Source organism: Pantoea sp. AG702 (genome assembly GCF_003182295.1).
Lineage (GTDB): Bacteria > Pseudomonadota > Gammaproteobacteria > Enterobacterales > Enterobacteriaceae > Pantoea > Pantoea ananatis.
This window is the reverse complement of the sequence record NZ_QGTU01000008.1, coordinates 147,916-174,176: the sequence shown is the minus strand read 5'-3', so window position 1 is coordinate 174,176 and position 26,261 is coordinate 147,916. Positions and strand designations below refer to the sequence as shown.

At 56.0% G+C, this 26,261-nt stretch carries 18 protein-coding genes; 15 read left to right on the top strand and 3 right to left on the bottom strand.

The features are described 5' to 3' along the window. Positions 1-16: 16 nt before the first annotated feature. The 13 genes from DFO57_RS18940 (at position 17) to DFO57_RS18880 (ending at position 20,136) form a co-directional block, all read left to right on the top strand. A complete protein-coding gene (locus DFO57_RS18940) occupies positions 17-4,915 on the top strand; it encodes an alpha-2-macroglobulin (protein ID WP_110015593.1) in 4,899 nt (1,632 codons plus the stop codon). Positions 4,916-4,927: 12 nt separating this feature from the next. Continuing rightward, positions 4,928-7,255, top strand: coding sequence for a peptidoglycan glycosyltransferase PbpC (gene pbpC / locus DFO57_RS18935; protein ID WP_019106081.1), 2,328 nt, complete (start codon positions 4,928-4,930; stop codon positions 7,253-7,255). A 176-nt stretch (positions 7,256-7,431) separates the two neighbouring features. Beyond that, positions 7,432-7,863 carry a nucleoside-diphosphate kinase gene (ndk, locus tag DFO57_RS18930; protein WP_072404103.1) on the top strand — a complete coding sequence of 144 codons (432 nt, stop codon included), beginning with the start codon at positions 7,432-7,434 and terminating at the stop codon, positions 7,861-7,863. Positions 7,864-8,046: 183 nt separating this feature from the next. Next, positions 8,047-9,216 carry a bifunctional tRNA (adenosine(37)-C2)-methyltransferase TrmG/ribosomal RNA large subunit methyltransferase RlmN gene (locus DFO57_RS18925; protein WP_013026737.1) on the top strand — a complete coding sequence of 390 codons (1,170 nt, stop codon included), beginning with the start codon at positions 8,047-8,049 and terminating at the stop codon, positions 9,214-9,216. An 81-nt stretch (positions 9,217-9,297) separates the two neighbouring features. Next, positions 9,298-10,029, top strand: coding sequence for a type IV pilus biogenesis/stability protein PilW (gene pilW / locus DFO57_RS18920; RefSeq protein ID WP_013026736.1), 732 nt, complete (start codon positions 9,298-9,300; stop codon positions 10,027-10,029). Then, positions 10,019-11,020: a cytoskeleton protein RodZ gene (gene rodZ, locus DFO57_RS18915; protein ID WP_019106080.1), complete on the top strand. Its 1,002-nt coding sequence runs from the start codon at positions 10,019-10,021 to the stop codon at positions 11,018-11,020. The genes pilW and rodZ overlap by 11 nt, the downstream gene beginning before the upstream one ends. A 39-nt stretch (positions 11,021-11,059) precedes the next feature. Then, the gene (gene ispG, locus DFO57_RS18910) at positions 11,060-12,181 is read left to right on the top strand and encodes a flavodoxin-dependent (E)-4-hydroxy-3-methylbut-2-enyl-diphosphate synthase (protein ID WP_014594315.1); all 1,122 of its coding nucleotides are present in this window, start codon (positions 11,060-11,062) and stop codon (positions 12,179-12,181) included. A gap of 105 nt (positions 12,182-12,286) precedes the next feature. Further along, a complete protein-coding gene (gene hisS, locus DFO57_RS18905) occupies positions 12,287-13,561 on the top strand; it encodes a histidine--tRNA ligase (RefSeq protein WP_072404102.1) in 1,275 nt (424 codons plus the stop codon). Between the two features lie 38 nt (positions 13,562-13,599). Further along, complete coding sequence (locus tag DFO57_RS18900; RefSeq protein ID WP_013026732.1) at positions 13,600-14,217, top strand: YfgM family protein; 618 nt, start codon at positions 13,600-13,602, stop codon at positions 14,215-14,217. A 19-nt stretch (positions 14,218-14,236) separates the two neighbouring features. Further along, positions 14,237-15,418 carry an outer membrane protein assembly factor BamB gene (gene bamB, locus DFO57_RS18895; protein ID WP_013026731.1) on the top strand — a complete coding sequence of 394 codons (1,182 nt, stop codon included), beginning with the start codon at positions 14,237-14,239 and terminating at the stop codon, positions 15,416-15,418. Between the two features lie 173 nt (positions 15,419-15,591). Continuing rightward, positions 15,592-17,076: a ribosome biogenesis GTPase Der gene (der, locus tag DFO57_RS18890; RefSeq protein WP_013026730.1), complete on the top strand. Its 1,485-nt coding sequence runs from the start codon at positions 15,592-15,594 to the stop codon at positions 17,074-17,076. Positions 17,077-17,147: 71 nt separating this feature from the next. After that, positions 17,148-17,369 carry a zinc ribbon domain-containing protein gene (locus DFO57_RS18885; protein WP_014605275.1) on the top strand — a complete coding sequence of 74 codons (222 nt, stop codon included), beginning with the start codon at positions 17,148-17,150 and terminating at the stop codon, positions 17,367-17,369. Between the two features lie 325 nt (positions 17,370-17,694). Continuing rightward, positions 17,695-20,136: a glucose/quinate/shikimate family membrane-bound PQQ-dependent dehydrogenase gene (locus tag DFO57_RS18880; protein ID WP_028715463.1), complete on the top strand. Its 2,442-nt coding sequence runs from the start codon at positions 17,695-17,697 to the stop codon at positions 20,134-20,136. 50 nt (positions 20,137-20,186) lie between these two features. Here the strand turns inward: DFO57_RS18880 and DFO57_RS18875 are convergent, their stop codons facing one another. From DFO57_RS18875 to xseA, 3 genes are read right to left on the bottom strand one after another with little or no spacing between them, the layout of a single operon-like run. Then, a complete protein-coding gene (locus tag DFO57_RS18875) occupies positions 20,187-20,519 on the bottom strand; it encodes a protealysin inhibitor emfourin (protein ID WP_015699744.1) in 333 nt (110 codons plus the stop codon). Next, a complete protein-coding gene (locus tag DFO57_RS18870; RefSeq protein WP_013026727.1) occupies positions 20,516-21,529 on the bottom strand; it encodes a M4 family metallopeptidase in 1,014 nt (337 codons plus the stop codon). Before DFO57_RS18870 ends, DFO57_RS18875 begins: the two co-directional genes overlap by 4 nt. A 40-nt stretch (positions 21,530-21,569) precedes the next feature. Then, positions 21,570-22,943, bottom strand: coding sequence for an exodeoxyribonuclease VII large subunit (gene xseA, locus DFO57_RS18865; protein ID WP_014594311.1), 1,374 nt, complete (start codon positions 22,941-22,943; stop codon positions 21,570-21,572). Positions 22,944-23,111: 168 nt separating this feature from the next. Between xseA and guaB the strand changes: the two genes are divergently transcribed. Both guaB and guaA read left to right on the top strand, forming a co-directional pair. Beyond that, positions 23,112-24,578, top strand: a complete 1,467-nt coding sequence (gene guaB, locus DFO57_RS18860) for an IMP dehydrogenase (RefSeq protein WP_013026725.1) — start codon at positions 23,112-23,114, stop codon at positions 24,576-24,578. 69 nt (positions 24,579-24,647) lie between these two features. After that, complete coding sequence (gene guaA, locus DFO57_RS18855; RefSeq protein ID WP_022623503.1) at positions 24,648-26,228, top strand: glutamine-hydrolyzing GMP synthase; 1,581 nt, start codon at positions 24,648-24,650, stop codon at positions 26,226-26,228. Positions 26,229-26,261 lie beyond the last annotated feature (33 nt).

Genomic DNA, 26,261 nt, shown 5'->3' with positions numbered 1-26,261 from the left:
CGGTGAAGGATTTACCATGAAAAAACGCATTAACCGGCTGCTGTTCAGCATGCTGATCGGTGGTTCGCTGCTGTCTGTCGCCACCTTACCTGTTTTTCCTGTCAGTGCAGAAACCCCTGCAGCCAGCGCGCAGGCCAGCAAACCACTCACCATTATCGATCTCTCTGAATTACAGCTTGATGGCGCGGCGGCGCTGGTTTTAACCTTTAATCAGCCGCTGTATGACAAGCAGGATCTGGCGCAAAAGGTCAGGTTGATCGACGATAAACACGGCAAAGTCGATGGTGGTTGGGAGCTTTCCAGCAATCGTAAAGCCCTGCGTTTTCGCCATCCTGAACCCTCTCGTCACTTCACCGTGACCGTCGATTCGGGCTTGCGCGCCGCCAGCGGTGAGACGCTTACAACGGCCTACAGCAAAAAAATCACTACCCGCGACATTGAGCCGATGGTGGGCTTTGCCAGCCGAGGCTCCCTGTTGCCGTTGCGTATCGCGCAGGGGCTGCCGGTACTGGCGTTGAACGTAGACCAGGTGGATGTGGATTTTTTCCGAATCAAAAATGCGGGCCTGGCGGAATTCCTTTCCCAGTGGAATTACGGTAACAACCTCTCTACCTGGCAATCTCAGGAACTGCTGAAAACCAGCCAACTGGTGTATACCGGCCGCTTTGAACTCAACCCGGCCCGTAACACGCGGGAAAAACTGCAGTTGCCGCTGAAAGACATTAAGCCGCTTCAGCAGCCAGGGGTTTATCTGGCGGTCATGAAGCAGGCGGGCACTTATCACTACAGCATGCCTGCGACGCTGTTTACCCTGAGCGATATCGGCCTGTCGCTGCACCGCTTTCCCACCCAGTTTGAACTCTTCGCACAGAGTCTGGAAAACGGCGCACCGCTTTCCGGCGTCAGTATCAGGCTGTTGAATGATAAAGGCCTGGTGCTGCAAAACGGCACCAGCGACAGCAGCGGTCATTTGCGCCTTAATGCAGACGAAAAAGGCAAGTTCCTGCTGGCCATGAAGGGCGAACAAACTTCGCTGATCGACCTGGCGCGCCCTGCTCTGGATTTAGCCGAATTCCCCGTAGCGGGGCCCGAAGGCTATGACAAACAGCTCTTCGTCTTCGGCCCACGAGATATTTATCGGCCTGGCGAAACAGTGATCGTCAATGCGCTGCTGCGCGATGCGGACGGCAAGCCTTTACCTGCCCAACCGGTTAAGGCTGAGCTGGTACAGCCCGACGGCGAGGTAGTGCGCACGGTGGTCTGGCAGCCGCAGGACGGTTTCTATCAGCAGCGGTTTGCTTTACCGGCTTCGGCGATGACCGGCGGCTGGATGCTGCGGCTGAATACCGGTGATAACCAGCTGCGGCAGTGGCATTTCCGCGTTGAGGATTTTCTGCCTGAGCGCATGGCATTAACGCTGAAAAACGATGAACAACCCCAGCCTGCGGATGCCGATATTACGTTCGACATTGAGGGGCGCTATCTGTATGGCGCGCCTGCGGCAGGGAATCAGCTGCAGGGACAGCTCTATCTGCGTCCGGCCCGTGAGGCGGTTGCTGCGCTGCCGGGCTACCAGTTTGGTGACATCACCGAACAGGGCCTGAAGCGCAGTCTGGACGATGTCGATCTTAAGCTTGACGCCAACGGCAAGGCGCAACTGACCGTGGATAATCAGTGGGATCAGCTTCACTCACCGCTGAACCTGATACTGCAGGCCAGCCTGCTGGAAACCGGCGGTCGTCCGGTCACCCGACGTGCTACTCAGGCCATCTGGCCGGCGGACGCGTTGCCCGGTATCCGTCCGCTGTTTGGCAATAAGGCGATCTACGATTACCGCAGTGACAGCTATCACGATGAGCCGACCGTGCCGGAAAACAGCCTGGCAGAATTCGATATTGTTTATGCCAACAGTCAGGGCGCTAAGCTGGCGGCAGATAAGCTTGACGTACGCTTAATTCGTGAACGGCGTGACTACTACTGGAGCTTCTCGGACAGTGAAGGCTGGCAGTCACGTTACGATGCCAAAGACCTGCAGGAAGATGAGCAATCTGTCAGCATTCCCGCTGACGGCAGCACCAAGGTCAGCTTCCCGGTTGAGTGGGGCAGCTACCGGCTAGAGGTCCAGTCGGGTGAAAAAATCATCAGCAGCGTGCGTTTTCAGGCGGGCTATGACTGGCAGGATAATACCAATGGTACAGGCGCACTGCGTCCGGACCAGGTCAAACTAAAGCTAGATAAAGCGGCATACCAACCGGGTGAAACCGTCCATTTGCAGGTCGAATCGCCCACGGCCGGAAAAGGCTATCTGATGGTGGAATCCAGCAGCGGGACGCTCTGGTGGCAACCCTTAACGGTGCCGCAGGGTGGAACCCAGGTGGACGTGCCGATCGCGGCCAACTGGCAGCGCCACGATCTCTATTTCAGTGCCATTGTGGTGCGGGAAGGGGACAAAACCAGTGGTGCCACGCCGAAACGGGCGGTCGGACTGTTACATCTGCCGATGGCGACCGAGGCGCGACGTTTAACGCTGACGCTGGACGCACCCGATAAGGTTCGTCCTGAGCAGAACCTGACGGTGAACGTTCAGGCCAGCCGTGAAGGCGGCCCGCTGCCTGACAAGGTGCACGTCCTGCTGTCAGCGGTAGACAGCGGTGTGTTAAGCGTGACGGATTATAAAACGCCCGATCCCTGGACGGCTTTTTTCGGTCGCAAGCGTTATAACGTCGATCAGTACGATGTGTTTGGTCAACTGATTGAAAGCGGTGGACGGCTGGCTGCTCTGCGCTTTGGCGGAGACGGTGAAGACGAATCCATGACGCGCGGCGGTAAAAAACCGGTCACCCACGTCAATATCGTGGCGCAGCAGTTGCAGGCCGTTACGCTGGATAAAAACGGCAAGGGTGCCATTACGCTGCCCATTCCGGCCTTTAACGGCGAGTTGCGCTTAATGACGCAGGTCTGGAGCGATGACAGCTTTGGCGCTGCCGAACGTAAGCTGGTGGTGGCTGCCCCGCTGGTGAGCGAACTGGCCACGCCGCGTTTTCTGGCCAGCGGCGACAGCGCTTCACTGGCGCTGGATATCACCAATCTGACGGACCTGCCGCAAACGCTGAAGGTCGATTTGACTGCCCAAGGTCTGATAGGACTGTCGGGCGCGGCCACACAAAATGTGACGCTGGCAAAAGGCGAAAGGACCACCCTGCAGGTGCCCGTGACGGCGAAAACCGGGTTTGGTGACGGCGAAGTGCAGGTGCAGATTTCAGGGCTGAACCTGCCCGGTGAGACGGTGCGGCCCAGCCAGCAGACGTGGAAGATTGGCGTCAGGCCGCCTTATCCTGCGCAAACCCTCAATTTTGCCGCTGTGATTGACCACGATCGCCCCTGGCAGGTCACGGCGGCGGCATTTGCGGGTCTGGATGCAGAAACCCTGAGTGGACAACTGACCCTGAGTAATCGTCCGCCTTTAAATATCGCCAGCTACATCAGTGCGCTTTATGCCTATCCCTATGGCTGTCTGGAGCAGACCACCAGCGGTCTCTGGCCGTCGCTCTATACCAGTCAGGCGCAGCTCAGCGCTATGGGGATAAAAACCAGCAGTGATGACGTTCGTCGGGCCGCCGTTGACACCGGCATCGCCCGTCTGGCCGGGATGCAGCGTGCTGACGGCAGCTTTGGGTTGTGGAGTAAGCAGAGTGAAGAGGAGTTCTGGCTCACACCTTACGTTACTGACTTTTTACTGCGCGCCAGCGAAGCGGGCTATGCCTTGCCCCCTGACGTGATTGATCGGGCTAACGCTCGGTTGCTGCGTTATTTACAGGACCCTTCACAAATCACCGCCGGTGGCAGTGCCGACACCGATGCATTGCGTTTCAGCGTTCAGGCTTATGCCGGCCTGGTGCTGGCGCGTCAGCAGCGTGCGCCACTGGGCGCGTTGCGTGCGCTTTACGAAAAGCGTGACAAGGCCAAATCGGGGCTGGCGCTGATGCAGTTGGGTGTCGCGCTGAAGCTGATGGGCGATGGGCAGCGTTCGCCGCTGGCTGTGATGCAGGGCGCCACGCTGTCACGACCTGAAAGCAGCTGGTTTGGCGACTATGGCAGCACGGTGCGCGATGAGGGGATGATGATCGCCCTGTTAGCGGAATATCAGCTGCAGCCGGAACTGCAAAACAGCCTGCTGCTGTCACTGTCAAAAGAGCTGAACGGCAAGCGCTGGCTCTCTACCCAGGAGAACAATGCGCTTTACCTGGCGGCGCGCACGCTGCAAACCGCACAGGGTAAGGATTGGCAGGCGATACTACAGGGTCATCAACCGCCCGTAAGCAGCAGTGGGCCTGTGAATAAAGGGCTGGATAGTCAACAGCTGACGCAAGGCGTTGACGTGAGCAATCCCGGCACGGCACCGCTGTATGGCAGCCTGAACGTGGTGGGTTATCCGCTGACGCCGCCGCAACCCGTCAGCCATATGCTGTCCGTTAAGCGAGAGTACTTCACCCTGGACGGTAAACCGGCGGATCTCAATAATCTGCGCAGCGGTGAATTGCTGGTGGTCCGTCTTACCGTGGCCGCGAAACGCCGCATCAGCGATGCGCTGGTCGTGGATCTGTTACCGGCCGGACTGGAGCTGGAAAACCAGAATCTGGCAGACAGCAGTGCCAGCCTGGGTGACAGTGCGGATGCGCTAAAAGAGAGCATGATGGATATGCAGCAGGCCAACATCCGGCATATTGAGTTCCGTGACGATCGCTTCGTTGCCGCGCTGGCAGTGGATACGTATCGTCCTGCAACCCTGATGTATCTGGCGCGCGCAGTGACGCCGGGTATCTACCATATGCCGCCACCGCAGGTGGAATCGATGTACGTACCTGAGTGGCGGGCGATAGGTGCGACGCCGCAACAGCTGCATGTACAACAGTAGCCGGGCCGGGTTGTGATCAAAAACCGGCACATCAAAAAGCGGTGGGTAGCCCTGCCGCTTTTTATTCTGGCCTTGCTGCTTATCCCGCTGATTCTGGATCGGTTATTCCCCTTGCCCCTTAAAGAGGTTCAGCCCGCACGTGTGGTGGTCGCCGAGGACGGCACACCCCTGTGGCGCTTCGCTGACGACCAGGGCATCTGGCGCTATCCGGTCACTCCCGCTGACGTGTCGCCGACGTACATACAGGCGTTGCTGACCTATGAAGATCGCTGGTTCTGGTACCATCCCGGGATTAATCCGCTCGCCCTGCTTCGCGCGGCCTGGCAGGACCTGCGTCATGGCAGCGTCATTTCGGGTGGCAGCACTTTAACCATGCAGGTGGCCAGAATCATCGACCCACAGCCGCGAACGCTGCGGGGCAAGCTGATTCAGGCATGGCGCGCTCTGCAACTGGAGTGGCATCTCTCTAAATACGATATCTTAACGCTTTATCTTAATCGTGCGCCCTTTGGCGGGACGCTGGAAGGGATTGGAGCGGCAAGCTGGAGCTGGCTGGGTAAAGCGCCGTCACAGATGACAAGGGGCGAGGCGGCGCTAATGGCCGTATTGCCACAGGCACCCAGTCGTTTGCGGCCCGATCGCTGGCCAGAGCGGGCTGAAGCGGCACGTAATAAGGTGCTGGATCGGCTGGCGCAGTATCATGTCTGGTCGCCCCGACGGGTCGCTGAAATCCGCCAGGAACCGGTCTGGCTCCCGCCGCGCCAGATGCCGCAGATGGCGCCGTTACTGGCGCGGCGACTGTTATCGATGACTACGCACGATAAAATCGTCTCTACGCTGGATCCGTCGCTGCAGCGCGAGCTGGAAAGCATGGCGCTGAATGTGAAAAACCAGCTTCCTCCGCGCACCTCATTGGCGATACTGGTGGTGGATCACACTACTATGGCGGTGCGTGGCTACGTCGGTTCCGCCGATTTCGGCGACGACAGCCGTTTTGGTCATGTGGATATGATTGCCAGCGTTCGCTCGCCGGGATCGGTCCTGAAACCCTTTGTCTATGGCATGGCGCTGGACGAGGGGCTCATCCATGCCGAGTCTTTACTGCAGGATGTTCCACGTCGTTTTGGCGATTACCGTCCGGGTAACTTCGATACCGGTTTTCATGGCCCGGTCAGCGCCAGCGAAGCGCTGGTGCGATCACTCAATCTGCCCGCCGTGCAGCTGCTGGAGGCGCTGGGCCCAAAAAATGTGGCCGCACGCCTGCGCAATGTGGGGCTAAATCTACGTTTCCCACCGGGTGCAGAGCCTAACCTGTCGTTGATTCTCGGCGGCACCGGAGCGCGCATGGATGATATCGTGGCGGCCTATAGCGCCTTTGCCCGACATGGCAACGCCGGTCAGCTGCGCTGGATGGCAGACCAGCCCTTACAGGAACGCCCACTGCTTTCGCCCGGTGCGGCCTGGATTATCCGCCGTATTCTGGGCGGTGAGGCTCAGCCTGCGGGTAATGGCAGCGCGCCTGCGGTGGTACCGCTGGCATGGAAGACCGGCACCAGCTACGGCTACCGTGACGCCTGGGCCGTGGGAATCAATCCGCGTTATCTGATTGGCGTTTGGGTCGGACGACCCGATGCAACGCCGGTTGCGGGGCAGTTTGGTTTCGCGTCTGCGGTTCCCGTCATGAATCAGGTTAACAACGTACTGATGAACCGCCTGGCCGGGCGGGCAATCCCCACCGATCCGCGACCGGCGTCGGTCAGCGTGGCAGGCATCTGCTGGCCCGGCGGGCAGCCGCTGCCCGAGGGAGACGAAAACTGCCGACAACGGCGGCAGAGTTGGGTGCTGAACGACACGCTGCCGCCGACCTTGCTGGCACCGGGGCAGGAAAGCCTGAGTGGATTGCACCTGCGTTACTGGCAGAACGAACAGGGCTTACGGGTTGCGGCGGATTGCCCGCGAGCCATCAGCCATGAACGTCTGGTGTGGCCTTTGCCGCTGGAAGCCTGGCTGCCGCCGCAGGAGCGTCGGGCGCAGCGCTTACCGGCGGTTGATCCCCGGTGTCCGCCCTTGCATCAGGGCAGTAGCGCGCCGCTGATTGTGACTGGCGTTATTGACGGGCAGCGCGTTCAGCCGCTGCCGGGCAATACTACGCTGGTGATACCGGTTGCGGTGCAGGGCGGTCAGGGCGTTCAGCGCTGGTGGTTTTTAAACGGCGAGCCGCTCGAAACGCAAAGTCAGAACGGCACCCTGTCGCTACCTCTTGATCGGGCTGGGGATTATCAGCTGGTGGTCATGGATGAGGCCGGTCAGCTGGCCTCTGTCGTTTTTACCCGTGGGTGAGTGTTTTTTGCGCTAAATCAGAGTTGAAAAGTATTAGCCCCGACTCAGATCAAGATTTTTCAATAAATTATGGGTTCGGTGATAGGCAACGTCACACTCAACCCCTATAATCGGCGCCGTTTCTTAGCCGGGGCGCGCGCCCTCGGTTTCTTCAGAACGTCAAGACAGAGGTCATCATGGCAATCGAACGTACTTTTTCTATCATCAAGCCAAACGCCGTCGCTAAAAACGTGATCGGTGCCATCTACAACCGTTTTGAAAGCGCAGGCTTCAAAATCGTTGGCGCAAAAATGCTGCAGCTGAGCAAAGAGCAGGCTGAAGGTTTTTACGCAGAGCACCAGGACAAGCCGTTCTTCGACGGTCTGGTTGAATTCATGACGTCTGGCCCGGTTGTGGTTTCTGTACTGGAAGGTGAAAATGCCGTTCAGCGTCACCGTGACCTGATGGGTGCAACTAACCCTGCTAACGCGCTGGCTGGCACACTGCGTGCAGACTACGCTGACAGCTTCACCGAGAACGCAACCCACGGTTCAGATTCTGCCGAATCAGCCGCTCGTGAAATTGCCTATTTCTTCGGCGAAAACGAAATCTGCCCGCGCACCCGTTAATTGCTTAGCGACTGACGCGTACAGGGCTTTACAAAAATCTGCTGAACACGGGCAACTCTAGCCTGTTATCAGGCAGCAGATGTTGTACAATATTGCGCCTTCATTGAGCCAGCTTAGTGAAGGCGCAATTTTTTTCTTTTCCCAACAGCGCCATAACGTGTAACAACGAGGCCAGAGAACATTATGTCCGAACAGATTGTGACGTCCGCGTCCACCTCGCCTATTTCCGTCTCACCCAAAAGCCAAAAAATCAACCTGCTGGATCTCAACCGTCAGCAAATGCGTGAGTTTTTTGTCTCGCTCGGTGAAAAACCCTTCCGTGCCGATCAGGTGATGAAGTGGATTTACCACTACTGCTGCGATGATTTCGAGCAGATGACCGACATTAACAAGAAGCTGCGTAACCGGTTAATGGAACTCACCGAAATTCGCGCCCCGGAAGTGGCTGAAGAGATGCGCTCGACGGATGGCACCATTAAATGGGCTATTCGCGTCGGCGATCAGCTGGTTGAAACGGTGTATATCCCGGAAGGGGATCGCGCCACCTTATGTGTCTCCTCTCAGGTGGGTTGCGCGCTGGAATGTAAATTCTGCTCGACGGCGCAGCAGGGCTTTAACCGCAATCTGCGCGTGTCAGAAATTATTGGTCAGGTCTGGCGTGCCGCAAAAATCGTCGGTGCGGCCAAAGTGACCGGTCAGCGTCCTATCACCAACGTGGTGATGATGGGCATGGGTGAGCCGTTGCTCAACCTGAATAATGTGGTTCCGGCCATGGAAATCATGCTGGATGACTTCGGTTTTGGTTTGTCGAAACGCCGTGTCACCCTGTCGACCTCGGGCGTTGTGCCTGCCCTGGACAAGCTGGGCGACATGATCGACGTTGCCTTGGCGATTTCGCTGCATGCGCCAAACGACAAATTGCGTGATGACATCGTACCCATTAACAAGAAATACAATATTGAAACCTTCCTGGCGGCGGTTAAACGCTATATTGGTAAGTCCAATGCGAACCAGGGACGCGTCACGATCGAATACGTGTTGCTGGATCATGTCAACGACAGCACCGATGACGCGCATGAACTGGCGGCATTGCTGAAAGAAACGCCGTGTAAGATCAACCTGATTCCATGGAACCCCTTCCCTGGGGCACCTTATGGTCGCAGCTCGAACAGCCGGATTGACCGCTTCTCCAAGGTGTTAATGGATTACGGCTTTACCACTATCGTGCGTAAAACCCGTGGTGATGATATTGATGCCGCCTGCGGCCAGTTGGCCGGGGAAGTGATTGACCGTACGAAACGCACCCTGCGTAAGAAAATGGCGGGCGAAGCCATATCTGTGAAGGCGCTCTGAAAGGCTGACTAACAGGGTTTTCCATTCCGTCTCTGCGTGGCAGGCTGCTGCCAGCCACAGGGATAACAGGATGGAAAGGCGATGGGCAAAGGGATGTGCACGGCATTACTGGCCGTTTTTGTTGTAAGCGGTTGTGTCCGTTCGCCGACCCAATCGGGGGCAGCGGAGCTTCGTTTGCAACTGGGTATGCACTACCTCGCGGTAGAGGATTATCCTGCTGCGCGCCGTAATCTCTTACGGGCGCAGGCGGCCGCTCCCCAGGATTACCGCGTGCCCCTGGCATTGGCCCGGCTGGCTCAGCGGCAGGGGCACACTGCCGCAGCGCATTATCATTTTCAGCACGCGCAGCGAATTGCGCCACATAATGGTTACATCCCTAACAATTACGGTGCGTTTCTTTGCGCTTTAGGGCAGTATGATGAAGCGCATCAACAGTTTATCCGGGCGAAGGGTGCGCAGGAAGGAGACGCCCGTATCGATGCGTATGAACTGTCGGGGTATTGTTATCTGCGGGCAGGAAACAGAGAAGCAGCGCGTGCTGCTTTGTCGTATGCGCTCGATGCGGACCAGAGTAAAGGAGCGTCGCTACTAGCCGAAGCTGAAAGCGCGGTCGAAAATGACCAGTGGGCTAACGTAGCGCTATTATTAGAGCTTTACCAGCCGCTGCCGGAGACGGCACGCAGCCTGGCGTTACACATACGTTTCGCCGCGCAACAGGGAAATGCCGCAGACGTTTCACGTTATGGCGACCAGTTAGCGCGACGTTTTCCGCAATCGATACAGTACCAGCGTTATTTAGCTAATGAATACTGAAGCCACTCAAGAAAATTCTGCAGTTCATTCCACAGGTACACGCCTGCGTCTGGCCCGTGAACAAATGGGACTCACGCAGCAACATGTTGCTGAACGCCTGTGCCTGAAACTTACTACCGTACGTGATATTGAAGAAGACAAATCACCTGCGGATTTAGCCTCTACCTTCCTGCGCGGTTACATCCGTTCTTATGCGCGTCTGGTGCACATTCCTGAAGAGGAACTGCTGCCGATGATGGAAAAGCAGACGCCGGTTCGTGCCGCAAAAATTGAGCCGATGCAAAGCTTCTCCCTGGGCAAACGGCGTAAGAAACGCGACGGCTGGCTGATGATTTTTACCTGGCTGGTGGTCTTTGTCGTGATCGGCCTGACAGGCGCCTGGTGGTGGCAGAACCATAAAGCCTCACAGGATGAGCTGGTGTCGATGGCCGATCAAAACGGCAGTAACAGCGACAGCAGCCAGTCTATCCCCCTGGGACAGACGAACGGCGCATCAACCGATAACAGCACCAGCGTGCCGTTGAGCAATAATGCCGCCAGCACACCGGCGAACGCCGATGAATCCACCGGCACGGCGCCTGCTGAAAACAGTAACAGCACTGCCGCGGCTGCCCAGCAGGAAGAGAATAACGCCGTTGTTTCGCCTTCTCAGGCACCGACTTCGACCAGCCCCGCACCGGCCAGCACCAATACGGCGCAGCAGATGCCAGTGGGCGCGGCGGCGGTTAGCGAACCAGCGGCGGATCCGAATGCCGTGGTGATGACCTTTACCGGCGACTGCTGGCTGGAAGTCAGCGATGCAACGGGTAAGAAACTGTTTAGCGGTATCCAGCGCAGCGGTGGCAAGCTGAGCCTGTCTGGCACGGCTCCCTATCGTCTGAAAATTGGTGCGCCATCCGTGGTTCAGGTGCAATATCAGAATAAACCCGTTGATTTAAGTCGCTTTATCCGTAATAACCAGGTTGCTCGCCTGACGTTGGGTGCGCAATAACAGCGTATCGCGTGTACCGGGCAATTGTGGAGAAGAAATATGCATAACCAAGCACCCATTATCCGTCGTAAGTCTAAACGTATTTACGTCGGCCAGGTGCCCATTGGCGACGGTGCGCCAATCGCCGTTCAGTCGATGACCAACACCCGCACGACTGACGTAGCCGCGACGGTCAATCAGATCAAAGCCCTTGAGCGCGTAGGCGTCGATATCGTCCGTGTCTCGGTGCCCACCATGGATGCCGCCGAAGCGTTTAAGCTGATTAAGCAGCAGGTGAACGTCCCCCTGGTGGCTGATATCCACTTTGACTACCGTATCGCGCTAAAAGTCGCGGAGTATGGAGTGGACTGCCTGCGTATCAATCCGGGTAATATCGGTAATAACGAGCGTATTCGTGCGGTGGTTGACTGCGCCCGCGATAACAATATCCCCATTCGTATCGGTGTTAACGCCGGATCGCTGGAAAAAGATCTGCAGGAAAAATACGGTGAGCCTACACCGCAGGCCCTGCTGGAATCGGCGATGCGCCATGTCGATCATCTGGATCGTCTTAACTTCGATCAGTTTAAAGTCAGCGTGAAAGCCTCTGATGTTTTTCTGGCGGTTGAATCCTATCGTCTGCTGGCAAAGCAGATCGAGCAGCCGCTGCATCTTGGTATTACCGAAGCGGGCGGTGCACGTGCCGGTGCGGTGAAATCGGCGATTGGTCTGGGGCTGTTACTGGCCGAAGGCATTGGCGACACGCTGCGTATTTCTCTGGCAGCCGATCCGGTTGAAGAGGTAAAGGTTGGCTTTGATATCCTGAAGTCGCTGCGCATCCGCTCTCGCGGGATCAACTTCATCGCCTGTCCGACCTGTTCACGTCAGGAGTTTGACGTCATTGGCACGGTAAACGCGCTGGAGCAGCGACTGGAAGACATTATCACGCCGATGGACGTCTCCATCATCGGTTGCGTGGTGAATGGGCCTGGCGAAGCCACCGTTTCTACGCTTGGCGTGACCGGCAGTAATAAGAAAAGCGGCTTCTATGAAGATGGCGTGCGCCAGCGCGAACGTCTGGACAATGACGATATGATCGATCAACTGGAAGCGCGCATTCGTGCCAAAGCGGCCATGCTGGATGAAACCCGTCGTATTGACGTGCAGCAACTGGAAAAATAATCCGTTGCGTGTACGGCGTGCATGACTTTTTTAGCTGAACCTGTGCGGTTTCATCCTCATGAGGTATGATGCCGGACAGGTTTTTTTGCATTAAGAGATTTTAACGTGGCGAAGAATATTCAAGCGATTCGCGGGATGAACGATTTCCTGCCTGCGGATACGGCCATCTGGCAACGGGTTGAAGATGTACTGAAGTCAGTGCTGGCGAGTTATGGTTACAGCGAAATTCGCTTACCCATCGTAGAGCAGACTCCTCTTTTCAAACGCGCAATTGGTGAAGTCACCGATGTGGTTGAAAAAGAGATGTATACCTTTGACGATCGCAATGGCGAAAGCCTGACGCTTCGTCCGGAAGGCACGGCGGGCTGCGTGCGCGCAGGTATCGAACACGGTCTGCTTTATAACCAGGAACAGCGCCTGTGGTACATGGGGCCGATGTTCCGCTACGAGCGTCCTCAGAAAGGACGTTATCGCCAGTTTCATCAGATAGGCGTTGAAGTCTTTGGTCTGCAGGGGCCGGACATCGATGCCGAACTGATCATGCTGAACGCACGCTGGTGGAAAGCGTTGGGCATCGCCGACCATGTTCGTCTGGAACTGAACTCCATTGGTTCGCCTGAAGCCCGTGCCAACTATCGCGATGCGCTGGTGGCGTTTCTGGAACAGCATAAAGAGGCGCTGGATGAAGACTGTAAGCGCCGTATGTACAGTAACCCGATGCGCGTGCTCGACAGTAAAAATCCTGATATTCAGACGCTGCTGAACGATGCGCCTCAGTTGGGCGATTATCTGGATGTGGAGTCACGCGAGCATTTTGACGGGCTGCGCGCGCTGTTAGATGACGCGGGTATTGCTTACAGGGTGAATCAGCGGCTGGTGCGTGGGCTGGATTATTACAACCGCACGGTGATTGAATGGGTTACCGACAGCCTGGGCTCCCAGGGTACCGTTTGCGGTGGCGGTCGTTATGATGGGCTGGTAGAACAGTTGGGTGGCCGTGCCACACCGGGTGTCGGTTTCGCAATGGGAATGGAACGCCTGGTGTTGTTAGTGCAGGCGGTAAATCCGGAATTTGAACCCGCGCGCAATGTCGATGTCTATGTTATCGCTTCAGGTCAGGGCGTTCAGTCAGCGGCGATGCAGCTGGCAGAAAAACTGCGCGATCACCTGCCTGAAATGAAACTGATGACCAACTTTGGCGGCGGTAACTTCAAGAAGCAGTTCGCCCGTGCGGATAAATGGGGCGCCCGCGTTGCCCTGGTGCTGGGCGAAGATGAACAGAAGGCCGGTCAGGTCGTGATTAAAGACCTGCGCAATGGCGAACAGCAAACGCTGGCGCAGGCGGACGCGGCTGCTGCACTGCGCACGCTGTTGCAGTAAGCGTGTCAAAGCACAACCATTGAAAGGAGAAGGATTGCGTGGAAGTTTATAGCAATGAGAACGAACAGGTTGATGCGCTGCGTCGCTTTTTCGCCAACAACGGTAAAGCCTTAGCCGTAGGCGTGGTTATCGGGATTGCTGCACTGGGCGGCTGGCGCTACTGGTCCAGCCATCAGCAGGATTCCGCGAAAACCATATCGGCAGAATACCAAAAAGTCACCCGTGCGATGCAGGCCGGTAAGCCAGAAACCCTGGAAGCCGTCAACACGTTCGCCAGCGAAAACAGCAATACTTACGGCGCCCTGGCGGCCCTGGATTTGGCTAAGCAGTATGTCGACAGCAATCAGCTGGACAAAGCCGCTACCTTGCTGCAAAACGGATTGAAAGATACTAAAGATGCCAACCTGCAGGCGGTTATCAACCTGCGCCTGGCACGCATTCAACTGCAACAGAATCAGGCTGATGCGGCACTTAAAACCCTTGACAGTGTGAAGGGTGATGGCTGGACAGCCATTGTCGCTGATATCCGCGGCGAAGCGCTGCTCAGCAAGGGCGATAAGCAGGGCGCGCGCGATGCATGGAGCAAAGGCGTAGAATCTGACGCGTCTCCTGCACTGAAGCAAATGATGCAGATGAAGATGAATAACTTAAGCTAAGCCAGTCAAGAGAGAGCGCATGGAATTACGTAAATACCTGCTGCCGGGGCTGATCTCAGTCACCTTGCTCAGCGGTTGCTCGCTGTTCAGCGGCGAAGAAGATGTAGTGAAAATGGCCCCATTGCCGAAGGTGGAAAACCAGTTTACGCCTCAGACGGTATGGAGTACCGGCGTGGGTGATGGTATCGGTGATTTTTACTCCAACCTGCACCCCACCTGGCAAGACGGCACCGTTTATGCTGCTGACCGCTTTGGTATCGTAAAAGCGCTCGACGCGGCCGATGGTAAAGAAAAATGGAAAGTCGATCTCTCTGAGAAAACCGGCTTCTTCTCGAAAAACCGTTCTGCCATGCTGTCCGGCGGCATCACCGTGAGCGGCGATCGCCTCTATATTGGCAGCGAACGCGGGCAGGTCTATGCACTGAACACCAGCGATGGTGCCATTGCCTGGCAGGCGAAAGCAGCGGGTGAAGCCCTGTCGCGTCCTGTGGTCAGCGATGGTCTGGTATTGATTCATACCAGTAATGGCATGTTGCAGGGCCTGGATCAGGCCACGGGAGCGGTGAAGTGGACCGTCAACCTGGATATGCCTGCGCTGTCACTGCGCGGAGAATCTGCGCCGTCTGTGGCCTTTGGTGGCGCCATTGTGGGCGGCGATAACGGCCGTGTCAGTGCCGTTATCCTGAACCAGGGCCAGCTGATTTGGCAGCAGCGTATTTCACAGCCCAGCGGCGCAACGGAAATTGATCGCCTGAGCGATGTGGATACCACGCCGGTCATTGTCAACGGCGTGGTCTATGCGCTGGCTTACAATGGCAACCTGACCGCACTGGATTTACGCTCAGGTCAGATTTTATGGAAACGTGAAATCGGCGGCGTTAAAGATCTGATTGTCGATGCGGGTCGCATCTACCTGGTCGATCAGGACGATCGTGTGATTGCGCTGAATGCGGATGGCGGTGTCGCTATCTGGCGTCAAAGCGAGCTGCTGCATCGTAATCTGACTTCACCGGTTCTCTATAACGGCTACCTTGTGGTCGGCGACAGCGAAGGTTACCTGCACTGGATGAACACCACCGATGGTCGTTTTGTTGCCCAGCAAAAGCTGGACAGCTCAGGCTTCCAGACTGAGCCAGTGGTCGCCAGCGACAAACTGCTGATTCAGTCGAAAGACGGTGAAGTTTACGCCATTACTCGCTAACGGGTAAGTTGTCAGGCAGGGTGGTTCCCTGGCACAACGGCTCCTGATTTCATCAGGGGCCGTTTCGTTTTTAGTCAGGCATGGTATCCTTAGTGCCTTAAGCCTGAACTGAGCGGCTAAAGCCGTTATAATCACGCCATTCGGGCGATTTAATACATTATTGAGGCATTGTTATGGTACCTGTGGTCGCGCTGGTTGGGCGTCCCAATGTGGGAAAATCTACGCTATTTAACCGTTTAACCCGCACACGAGATGCGCTGGTAGCGGATTTTCCTGGACTGACTCGCGATCGCAAATATGGTCGCGCCGAAGTGGAAGGGCGCGAATTTATTGTTATCGATACCGGCGGTATTGATGGCACCGAAGACGGTGTTGAAACACGCATGGCGGAGCAGTCGCTGCTGGCGATCGAAGAAGCCGATGTTGTGCTGTTTATGGTCGACGCTCGCGCAGGCATGATGGCCGCCGATCAGCAAATTGCAAAGCATCTCCGCTCTCGTCAAAAAGCAACGTTTCTGGTGGCGAATAAAACCGACGGACTGGATCCGGATCAGGCGGTGGTGGATTTCTATTCTCTGGGCCTGGGTGAAATTCACGCTATCGCGGCCTCGCACGGTCGTGGCGTAACCAGCCTGCTGGAAACGGCGCTGCTGCCGTGGATGGAAAAGGTCGATCCGGTTGAGGTCACCGAAGAAGATGAAAACGAAGCTTACTGGGCAGCCTTAGCTGCAGAAGAAAACGGTGAGGAAGAGGAAGAAGAAGACGATTTCGATCCCACAACCTTACCGATTAAGCTGGCGATTGTTGGCCGTCCTAACGTAGGTAAGTCTACGTTGACTAACCGTATCCTCGGTGAAGATCGCGTGGTCGTTTACGACATGCCGGGCACCACCCGTGACAGTATCTACATTCCGATGGAACGTGACGGTCGCGAGTATGTGCTGATCGATACGGCGGGCGTACGTAAGCGCGGTAAAATTACGGATACGGTAGAGAAATTCTCAGTCATTAAAACGTTGCAGGCGATCGAAGATGCCAACGTCGTCATGCTGGTGATTGACGCCCGCGCCGGCATTTCCGATCAGGATCTGTCGCTGCTGGGCTTTATTCTCAACAGTGGACGCTCCCTGGTTATCGTCGTGAATAAATGGGATGGCCTGTCGCAGGAAGTGCGTGACGAAGTCAAAGAGACGCTGGATTTCCGCCTGGGCTTTATCGATTTCGCACGCGTGCACTTTATTTCTGCGCTGCACGGCAGCGGCGTAGGCAACCTGTTTGAGTCCGTTACGGAAGCCTACGACTGCTCTACAAAACGTGTCAATACCTCCCTCCTGACGCGCATCATGAATATGGCGGCGGAAGACCATCAGCCACCGCTGGTTCGCGGTCGTCGCGTTAAACTGAAATATGCCCATGCGGGCGGTTACAACCCTCCGATTGTGGTGATCCACGGTAATCAGGTTAAAGACCTGCCGGATTCCTACAAACGTTATTTGATGAACTATTTCCGCCGTTCACTTAACGTGATGGGAACGCCCATCCGCATTCAGTTTAAAGAGGGTGAAAACCCTTACGAAGGCAAACGCAATCTGCTGACGCCGACGCAACAGCGCAAGCGTAAGCGTCTGATGGCGCATATGAAGAAGAATAAGCGTTAATTGATCGAGGGCCAGGTGGCCCTCTTTTTTTTGCCCTAAGATTGCGTTTATTTGCATAGTCGGATGAAAATATGCGCGCAACGTGTGAAAAATGTTATCAACCCCTGGCCCCTGACGAGATCGATCTTATTTGCACCGGGTGCGGTGTTCGTTATCGCTACCAGCCTGTCTGCCCCGACTGCCATCAGCCCCTTGAGCAACTCAAAAGTTGCGGCGCGACCGACTATTTTTGTCATCATAGTCACGGCTTAATTTCCAGACGTCGTCTCACTTACAGGATTTTTCCTGTCTGACGCCTGGCCACTTCAACCTGCAACACATGAAGATCCCAACGCTGCGAACCGTAACGGCGTAAAAATTTGTAGCGAAAATGCTATTGCTTCGTAACAAACCCGTTTAAACCTTCACGGGATAACGTACCAGGTGGTACAATTTTGCCGCGTCATGACGGGGGCGCCCCGTGCGGGCTGTCTCCGGAACACATCATTCATTTCATGAACGCGGGTCCGCTTTAATTGGAATAAAACAACGCTGCTTCTTTTACCTGCAACGTGACCGGCGATGAGCCGGGTCGCGCACAGGGCTGGAGCGGTTTTGTTTATCAGGAGAGTAAGTGTTATGGCTGAAACATCATCTCGATCCGGTAAAGGGTTGAGAATATGGTCCGTGCTGCTCGGGCTGGTGCTACTGGCAACCGGCCTGTTCTTTGCGGTTGGCGGGGGACAACTCGCGACGCTTGGCGGCAGTTGGTATTTTCTGGTTGCAGGCATCGTTACGGTGCTGTCAGCCATTCAGTTTTTCCGTGCGAAATCCTCCGCGGTTGTCCTGTTCCTGCTGGTGTTTGTAGGAACGTTAATCTGGGCCGTCATTGACGCCGGACTGCAATTCTGGCCTCTGGTTTCCCGCCTGATGGTGCCTGCAGGTCTGATGATTCTGGCGTTCATCACCTGGCCTGCGCTGCGCAAGCGCGAAAACAAGCCTTCGCTGGCAAAAGTGTCGTATGCCTTTTCTGCCGTGATTGCCGTAGGCATGGTCGCTACCTTAGTTCAGATGTTTCAGCCCCATCCTACCGTTGCCTCAACCGGTCAGGAACTGCCGCTGATTCCGGTAGATAAGTCAAAGCAACAGCAAAACTGGGATCACTACGGGAATACCGCAGGGGGAAGCCGCTTTGTTGCGCTGGACCAGATTACTCGCGATAACGTGAAAGATCTGCAGGTCGCCTGGACTTATCACACCGGTGATATCCCTGAAAGCCCAACCGGCAATGGCGCTGAAGATCAGCAAACGCCGCTGCAGGTGGGAAATACCGTTTATCTTTGCACCCCGCACAACAACGTGATCGCGGTGGAAGCCGACAGCGGTAAGCAGATTTGGAAGCGTGAGATCAATGCTCAGGCAGAAGTCTGGCCGCGCTGCCGTGGTCTGGCCTATTTTGATGCGACGAAACCGCTTACCCAGCCGACCCAACCGGGTTCTACGCCGGTTCCTGGCGTTACGCTGGCGGCCGGAGACAGCTGCCAGCGCCGTATTCTGATGAATACCATCGATGCGCGCCTGATTGCCATTAATGCTGATAACGGCGAGTTCTGTGAGGACTTTGGTAACCACGGCATCGTGGATCTCAAAAAGGGCCTGGGCGATGCGCCCGATCCGCTTTATCAGCTCACCTCTGCACCCACGATTGCCGGTACCACCGTTGTCGTAGGCGGGCGCGTGGCTGACAACGTTAAAACAGATATGCCTGGCGGCGTGTTACGCGGTTTTGACGTGATCACCGGCCAGATGCGTTGGGCCTTTGACCCGGGCAATACCGATCCCAATGCTATTCTGATGCCGGGCAAGGACTATACGCGGAGTACGCCAAACTCATGGGCGCCGATGTCCTACGATCCGGCCATGAACACCGTGTTTATTCCGATGGGAAGCTCATCGGTTGACCTGTGGGGCGCAAACCGCAACGCACTCGATCATAAATACGGTGCCTCCGTACTGGCACTCGATGCAACAACCGGTAAAGAGAAGTGGGTTTATCAGACCGTGCATAACGATCTGTGGGACTTCGATCTGCCGATGCAGCCGAGCCTGATCGACTTCCCGATGAAAGACGGCAGCACCAAGCCTGCGGTCGTGATCGGCGGCAAAACCGGCATGATCTTTGTGCTGGACCGGATGACCGGCAAGCCACTGACCAAAGTGGAAGAGCTGCCAATGCCGCAGGGACATATCCCTAACGAGCAGTACACTAAAACCCAGCCGCATTCGACCGGTATGCCGATGATTGGTAATCAGACGCTGAAAGAGTCCGATATGTGGGGGGCCACGCCGTTCGATCAGCTTGCCTGCCGTATCGCCTTTAAATCTATGCGCTATGACGGCCTGTTTACCGTGCCGGGCACGGATAAGTCGCTGAGTTTTCCGGGTTCGCTGGGCGGAATGAACTGGGGCAGTATGTCCACCGATCCGAATAACAACCTGTTGTTTGTTAACGACATGCGTTTAGGATTGTGGGTACAGATGATTCCGGTTGATACCAGCAAGGTTTCCCGTGGCAGCAACGGCGGTGAGGCGATCAATACCGGCATGGGCGCCGTTCCACTGAAAGGTACGCCTTATGCGGTGAATAAGAACCGCTTTATGTCACCACTGGGCATTCCTTGCCAAGCACCCCCGTTCGGTACCTTGTCTGCTATCGATATGAAAACGCAGAAAATCGTCTGGCAGGTTCCGGTGGGTACCGTGCAGGATACCGGTCCGTTCGGGATCAAAATGCGCGCGAAAATGCCAATCGGCATGCCAACGCTGGGCGGCACGCTGGCAACCCAGGGCGGCCTAGTGTTTATCGCCGGTACGCAGGATTACTATCTGCGTGCGTTTGATAGCGCAACGGGTAAAGAGGTGTGGAAAGCGCGTCTGCCCGTTGGCAGTCAGGGCGGCCCGATGAGCTACGTCTCGCCGAAAACCGGCAAGCAGTACATTCTGATCTCAGCAGGCGGCGCGCGTCAGTCACCGGATCGCGGTGACTACGTGATTGCTTATGCGCTGCCAGACAGCAAGTAACAGCGATAACGGGTAAAATAAAAGGGCCGCTCGCGGCCCTTTTTTTGTGCTTATTTTCCGTCGCGGAAGAGCGATACCAGCTCCGGCGGGGCCGACTGTTCCGGTATCAGGATCACCACCGTACCGGCCTCACGGCGCGTGGCGTACTGGATCTGAATACGAAAATAGCGCTGATCCCCGCATCCTACCTTAGTGGCTTTATCCTCTGACTCGCCCAGCGGCATCGCCTGCTCCAGCACTTTGCAGACGCGCTGTTTCTCTGGCGCAGGAAGTTCACCTAAGGGAAAACGACGCTCGCTGCGTAAGCCGGGGATAAAAGCAAAGCCACCTTCGCGCGTCACCACAATGGTGGCGTCGTCGGTAAGTTCGGGGAGTTGACTCATAATACGCCTACCTCTTTCCACGCCTGTTCAATTTTGCTGCCGACGGAACGATCAAAGCGCTTTTCACCGTGCTGCACGGTCAACTGTGCAAAGGTTTTGAAGTCAGCATCCTGATGCAAATTATCATCACACAAGGTGTCATACCACGCTTGCCCTGCCTGTTCCCAGGCAAAACCACCTAGTGCTTGTGCTGCCAGATAAAAGGCACGGTTAGGAATGCCAGAGTTCAGGTGCACGCCGCCGTTGTCTTCTCGCGTTTTAATATAGTCGTCCATATGGCCCGGTTGCGGATCTTTACCCAACATTGGGTCGTCATAAGCGGTGCCGGGGTGCGACATCGATCGCAAGCCTTTGCCATTGATGCCTTTCGCCAGCAGGCCTTCACCAATAATCCAGTCGGCCTTATCGGCAGTCTGTTTTTTACTGAACTGCTTCACCAGGGAGCCAAAGACATCGGACATGGATTCATTTAGCGCGCCAGCCTGTTCAAAATAGATCAAACCGGCTTCGGTTTCTGTGACACCGTGCGATAACTCATGCGCAACAACATCGATAGCGATAGTAAAACGGTTAAAGATCTCACCATCGCCGTCGCCGAACACCATCTGCTGTCCGTTCCAGAAAGCGTTCTGATATTTTTCACCATAGTGAACGGTTCCCGCTAATTTCAAACCGTTATTGTCCAGAGAATTGCGTTTATATATCTGCCAGAAGAAATCGTGTGTGACGCCAAGATAGTTCCAGGCCTCGTCGGCGGCAACGTCACCATTTGAAGACTGGCCTTCTTTACGCACCAGGGTTCCCGGCAACGTTTCTTTGTTTTTGGCATCATAGATTTCACGCTCAATCTTCCCGGCCTGCGTGGTTTTCGGCGCAGCCGTCTTTTGCCAGTGCTCCGCCATCAGGTGCTGAACGTGGGTGAGGGTACGGCGCGCCTGCTCCTGCTGATGACCGGAACCGTGGGCGATAATCTTACGGAGAATATAGGGAGGGATAACGCTGAAAGCCATTGTAGACTCCTTGGCACGAGGGATGTACCAGGAAGTATAGTTAAGAAATGCTTTTCTTTCGTTTCGGTTTTTCGGGAATAAGCTGCGTGACCTGACTTTCTACCCAACCATCATCGAGACGGGTACGCAGTAAATCGCCTGTGCTCACCTGACGCGTTTTCTTCACCACCTGGCCAGCGTTGTCGGTCGTGACGCTAAATCCACGCGCCAGCGTGGCTAACGGACTGACGCCTTCCAGCTGGGCCGCAAGCTGACCGAAGCGGTTTTTGTCACGGTTAAGCAATTTTTCCATGCTTTGTTGCAGGCGATAGTGCCAGCTTTGTAGGCTTTTTTGCGCCAGATACAGGCGCTGCTGTGGCTGCTGCTGCGCCAGGCGCTGTGACAGGCGGTCCTGCTGGCGAGTGACATTGCGAAGCCGCTGTTCCATCGCCTCGCCCAACCGCTGCTGCAGGCGAAACAGTGCGGTTTGCTGGCGGGCCAGACGCAGTTGAGGATGCTGCTGCTGCAGGCGATGATCCAGGCGACTGAATACCCGCTGCTGGCGCGCCAGATAATAATCCATTGCCATCTCCAGCCGCTGCTGCTGTGACTGCAGCTGGCGCAGGAGTTCAAGTTGATTACGGCTGACAATCTCTGCCGCAGCGGAAGGCGTTGGCGCGCGCAGGTCAGCAACAAAATCGGCAATGGTGACGTCGGTTTCATGGCCAACCGCGCTGACCACGGGAATGCGACTGGCAAAAATCGCACGCGCAACGCGCTCGTCATTAAAACTCCACAGATCTTCCAGCGAACCGCCGCCGCGACCCACGATCAGCACGTCGCATTCGGCACGTTGGTTCGCAAGCTCAATGGCGCGCACGATAGCGGCAGGCGCATCTACACCCTGAACGGCAGTGGGATAAATCACAACGGGCAGTGAGGGATCGCGACGATGCAGCACGCGCAGAACATCGTGCAGGGCTGCACCCGTCGCAGAGGTGACCACGCCAACCTGCTTAGCCGGCTGTGGTAAGGGCTTCTTGTGTTCGGCTTCGAACAAGCCTTCCTGCGCCAGCCTGGCTTTCAGTTGCTCAAACTGCTGCTGCAGCAGGCCTTCACCGGCGGGATGCATACTTTCAATAATCAGCTGATAATCGCCGCGCGGTTCATAGAGTGTGATATTTGCGCGAACCAGGACCTGCTGGCCGTGCTGGGGACGGAACGTCACACGACGATTACCGTTACGGAACATGGCGCAGCGGACCTGGGCGCCATCATCTTTCAGGGTAAAGTACCAGTGGCCAGAAGCGGGCTGGGTGAAATTGGAGATCTCGGCGCTGAGCCAAACCAGGCCCATCTCATTCTCCAGCAGCTGACGCACTGTCGTATTGAGACGGCTGACGGTAAAAATATTGGCGTTTGGCGGCAGCGACATGTGACGAAGATCAAATTCCAAATCAGTAGGTTAATCAGTCGATACTACATTGCTGATTGCGCGGATCAAGACTTTTTCTCAAATAATAGTGGAGGCAATCGATTACGGCCTGTATAATGCCGCGGCAATATTTTATCTATTCTCACGCACCCGAGGTGGAGTATTGCCATGTTAAGAATCGCTAAAGAAGCACTCACTTTTGACGACGTCCTGCTCGTTCCTGCACACTCCACCGTCCTGCCGAATACGGCCGATCTCAGCACTCAGCTGACCAAAAACATTCGTCTGAATATTCCCATGCTTTCTGCTGCAATGGATACCGTGACCGAAGCGGGTCTGGCTATTGCGCTGGCGCAAGAGGGCGGTCTGGGCTTCATTCACAAAAATATGTCGATTGATCGCCAGGCAGATGAAGTGCGTAAGGTTAAAAAGCATGAAAGCGGCGTCGTCACCGAACCGCAGACCGTGTTGCCCACCACTACGCTGGCGGAAGTGAAAGAACTGACCGAACGCAACGGCTTTGCCGGTTACCCGGTCGTGAACGCGGATAACGAGCTGGTGGGCATTATCACCGGTCGCGATGTGCGCTTCGTCACCGATCTTACCCAGCCCGTGACGGCCGTGATGACGCCAAAAGAGCGCCTGGTGACAGTGAAAGAGGGTGAAGCCCGTGATGTCGTCCTGCACAGAATGCATGAAAAGCGCGTAGAAAAAGCGCTGGTCGTGGATGACAGCTTCCACCTGCTGGGGATGATCACCGTTAAAGACTTCCAGAAAGCCGAACGTAAACCTAACGCCTGTAAAGATGCGCAGGGTCGTCTGCGCGTCGGTGCGGCTGTAGGCGCCGGTGCGGGCAACGAAGAGCGCGTAGATGCGCTGGTTGCTGCCGGTGTGGACGTACTGCTGATTGACTCGTCACATGGCCATTCAGAAGGCGTACTGCAGCGTATCCGTGAAACCCGCGCTAAGTATCCTGACCTTGAAATCGTCGGCGGCAACGTTGCAACAGGTGCGGGCGCGCTGGCCCTGGTTGAAGCTGGCGTGAGCGCAGTTAAAGTCGGTATCGGCCCGGGCTCCATCTGTACTACGCGTATCGTTACCGGTGTGGGTGTCCCTCAGATCACCGCCGTTTCAGATGCCGTGGCTGCGCTGGAAGGCACCGGCATTCCGGTTATCGCGGACGGCGGTATTCGTTTCTCTGGTGATATCGCGAAGGCGATTGCCGCAGGCGCATCCTGCGTCATGGTGGGATCGATGCTGGCAGGTACCGAAGAATCACCGGGTGAAATTGAACTTTATCAGGGCCGCTCTTTTAAATCCTACCGTGGAATGGGCTCGCTGGGCGCCATGTCTAAAGGTTCGTCGGATCGTTACTTCCAGACCGATAACGCTGCGGACAAGCTGGTGCCAGAAGGTATTGAAGGCCGCGTGGCTTATAAAGGCCGCCTGAAAGAAATCGTGCATCAGCAAATGGGCGGCCTGCGTTCCTGCATGGGCCTGACCGGCTGCCAGACCATTGATGATCTGCGTACCAAAGCCGAATTCGTGCGCATCAGCGGCGCGGGCATCAATGAAAGCCACGTGCACGACGTGACCATCACCAAAGAGTCACCGAACTACCGCATGGGTTCATAACCCCGTAAGATTTCCCGCCCGGCAACAGCCGGGCGCTTTACTTTAAGTCACCGTTCTGGAAACCCCTCAATGACGACGGAAAATATCCATAAGCACCGCATTCTGATTCTCGATTTTGGTTCTCAATATACGCAGCTGGTTGCGCGCCGCGTACGTGAGCTTGGCGTGTACTGTGAACTCTGGGCCTGGGATGTCACCGAAGAGCAGATTCGCCAGTTCAATCCAAGCGGCATCATTCTGTCTGGCGGCCCGGAGAGCACAACTGAGCATGGCAGCCCGCGCGCGCCTGACTATGTGTTCACGGCTGGCGTGCCGGTTCTGGGTGTTTGTTATGGCATGCAGACCATGGCGATGCAGTTGGGCGGCAAGGTGGAAGGATCCAACGAGCGTGAGTTTGGCTATGCGCAGGTTGAAGTCAACACGGCAAGCGCCCTGATTCGCGATATTGAAGACGCCATCAGCGCAGCCGGTAAACCGTTGCTGGATGTCTGGATGAGTCACGGTGACAAAGTGACCGCTATCCCTGCTGACTTTGTTACCGTTGCCAGTACAGAAACCTGTCCATTTGCCATCATGGCGAACGAAGAGAAACGCTTCTACGGCGTGCAGTTCCATCCGGAAGTGACGCATACGCGTCAGGGGCTGCGCATGCTGGAACGTTTTGTTATCGATATTTGTGAATGTGAAGCGCTCTGGACACCGGCAAAAATCATCGAAGATGCCGTCGAGCGTCTGCGCGTGCAGATCGGCAACGACAAAGTGATTCTGGGCTTATCTGGCGGTGTGGATTCGTCAGTGACCGCCATGCTACTGCATCGCGCCATCGGTAAAAACCTGACCTGCGTATTCGTCGATAACGGCCTGCTGCGTCTGAACGAGGCCGAGCAGGTGCTGGACATGTTTGGCGACCATTTTGGTCTGAACATTGTTCACGTTGATGGCGAAGCGCGTTTCCTGGACGCCCTGGCCGGGGAAAACGATCCGGAAGCGAAGCGTAAAATCATCGGCCGCGTCTTTGTTGAAGTCTTTGACGAGCAGGCACTGCGCCTGGAAGACGTGAAGTGGCTGGCGCAGGGTACCATCTACCCTGATGTGATCGAATCGGCTGCCTCTGCTACCGGTAAAGCGCACGTGATCAAGTCGCACCACAACGTCGGCGGCCTGCCGAAAGAGATGAAGATGGGCCTGGTCGAGCCGCTGCGCGAGCTGTTTAAAGATGAAGTGCGCAAGATCGGTCTGGAGCTGGGCCTGCCTTACGATATGCTCTATCGTCATCCATTCCCGGGGCCAGGCCTTGGCGTGCGCGTACTGGGTGAAGTGAAGAAAGAGTACTGTGACCTGTTGCGTCGTGCGGATGCCATCTTTATTGAAGAGCTGCATAAAGCCGATCTCTACAACAAAGTCAGCCAGGCCTTTACCGTGTTCCTGCCTGTACGTTCTGTTGGCGTTATGGGCGATGGCCGCAAGTATGACTGGGTCGTTTCACTGCGCGCGGTAGAAACCATCGACTTCATGACCGCCCACTGGGCGCACCTGCCGTACGACTTCCTGGGCCGCGTGTCCAACCGCATCATCAACGAAGTTAACGGTATTTCCCGGGTAGTTTATGATATTTCGGGCAAGCCACCGGCGACGATTGAGTGGGAATGATTTAGCGTCCGGCTCAGACCGACAGTAAGCAGT

Coding starts and splice junctions, on each gene's coding strand:
- bamB (WP_013026731.1), top strand. CDS start 14,237: ATGGAATTACGTAAATACCTGCTGCCGGGGCTGATCTCAGTCACCTTG.
- pilW (WP_013026736.1), top strand. CDS start 9,298: ATGGGCAAAGGGATGTGCACGGCATTACTGGCCGTTTTTGTTGTAAGC.
- DFO57_RS18870 (WP_013026727.1), bottom strand. CDS start 21,529: ATGGCTTTCAGCGTTATCCCTCCCTATATTCTCCGTAAGATTATCGCC.
- der (WP_013026730.1), top strand. CDS start 15,592: ATGGTACCTGTGGTCGCGCTGGTTGGGCGTCCCAATGTGGGAAAATCT.
- ndk (WP_072404103.1), top strand. CDS start 7,432: ATGGCAATCGAACGTACTTTTTCTATCATCAAGCCAAACGCCGTCGCT.
- DFO57_RS18940 (WP_110015593.1), top strand. CDS start 17: ATGAAAAAACGCATTAACCGGCTGCTGTTCAGCATGCTGATCGGTGGT.
- DFO57_RS18885 (WP_014605275.1), top strand. CDS start 17,148: ATGCGCGCAACGTGTGAAAAATGTTATCAACCCCTGGCCCCTGACGAG.
- DFO57_RS18880 (WP_028715463.1), top strand. CDS start 17,695: ATGGCTGAAACATCATCTCGATCCGGTAAAGGGTTGAGAATATGGTCC.
- ispG (WP_014594315.1), top strand. CDS start 11,060: ATGCATAACCAAGCACCCATTATCCGTCGTAAGTCTAAACGTATTTAC.
- DFO57_RS18875 (WP_015699744.1), bottom strand. CDS start 20,519: ATGAGTCAACTCCCCGAACTTACCGACGACGCCACCATTGTGGTGACG.
- DFO57_RS18925 (WP_013026737.1), top strand. CDS start 8,047: ATGTCCGAACAGATTGTGACGTCCGCGTCCACCTCGCCTATTTCCGTC.
- rodZ (WP_019106080.1), top strand. CDS start 10,019: ATGAATACTGAAGCCACTCAAGAAAATTCTGCAGTTCATTCCACAGGT.
- guaB (WP_013026725.1), top strand. CDS start 23,112: ATGTTAAGAATCGCTAAAGAAGCACTCACTTTTGACGACGTCCTGCTC.
- xseA (WP_014594311.1), bottom strand. CDS start 22,943: ATGTCGCTGCCGCCAAACGCCAATATTTTTACCGTCAGCCGTCTCAAT.
- guaA (WP_022623503.1), top strand. CDS start 24,648: ATGACGACGGAAAATATCCATAAGCACCGCATTCTGATTCTCGATTTT.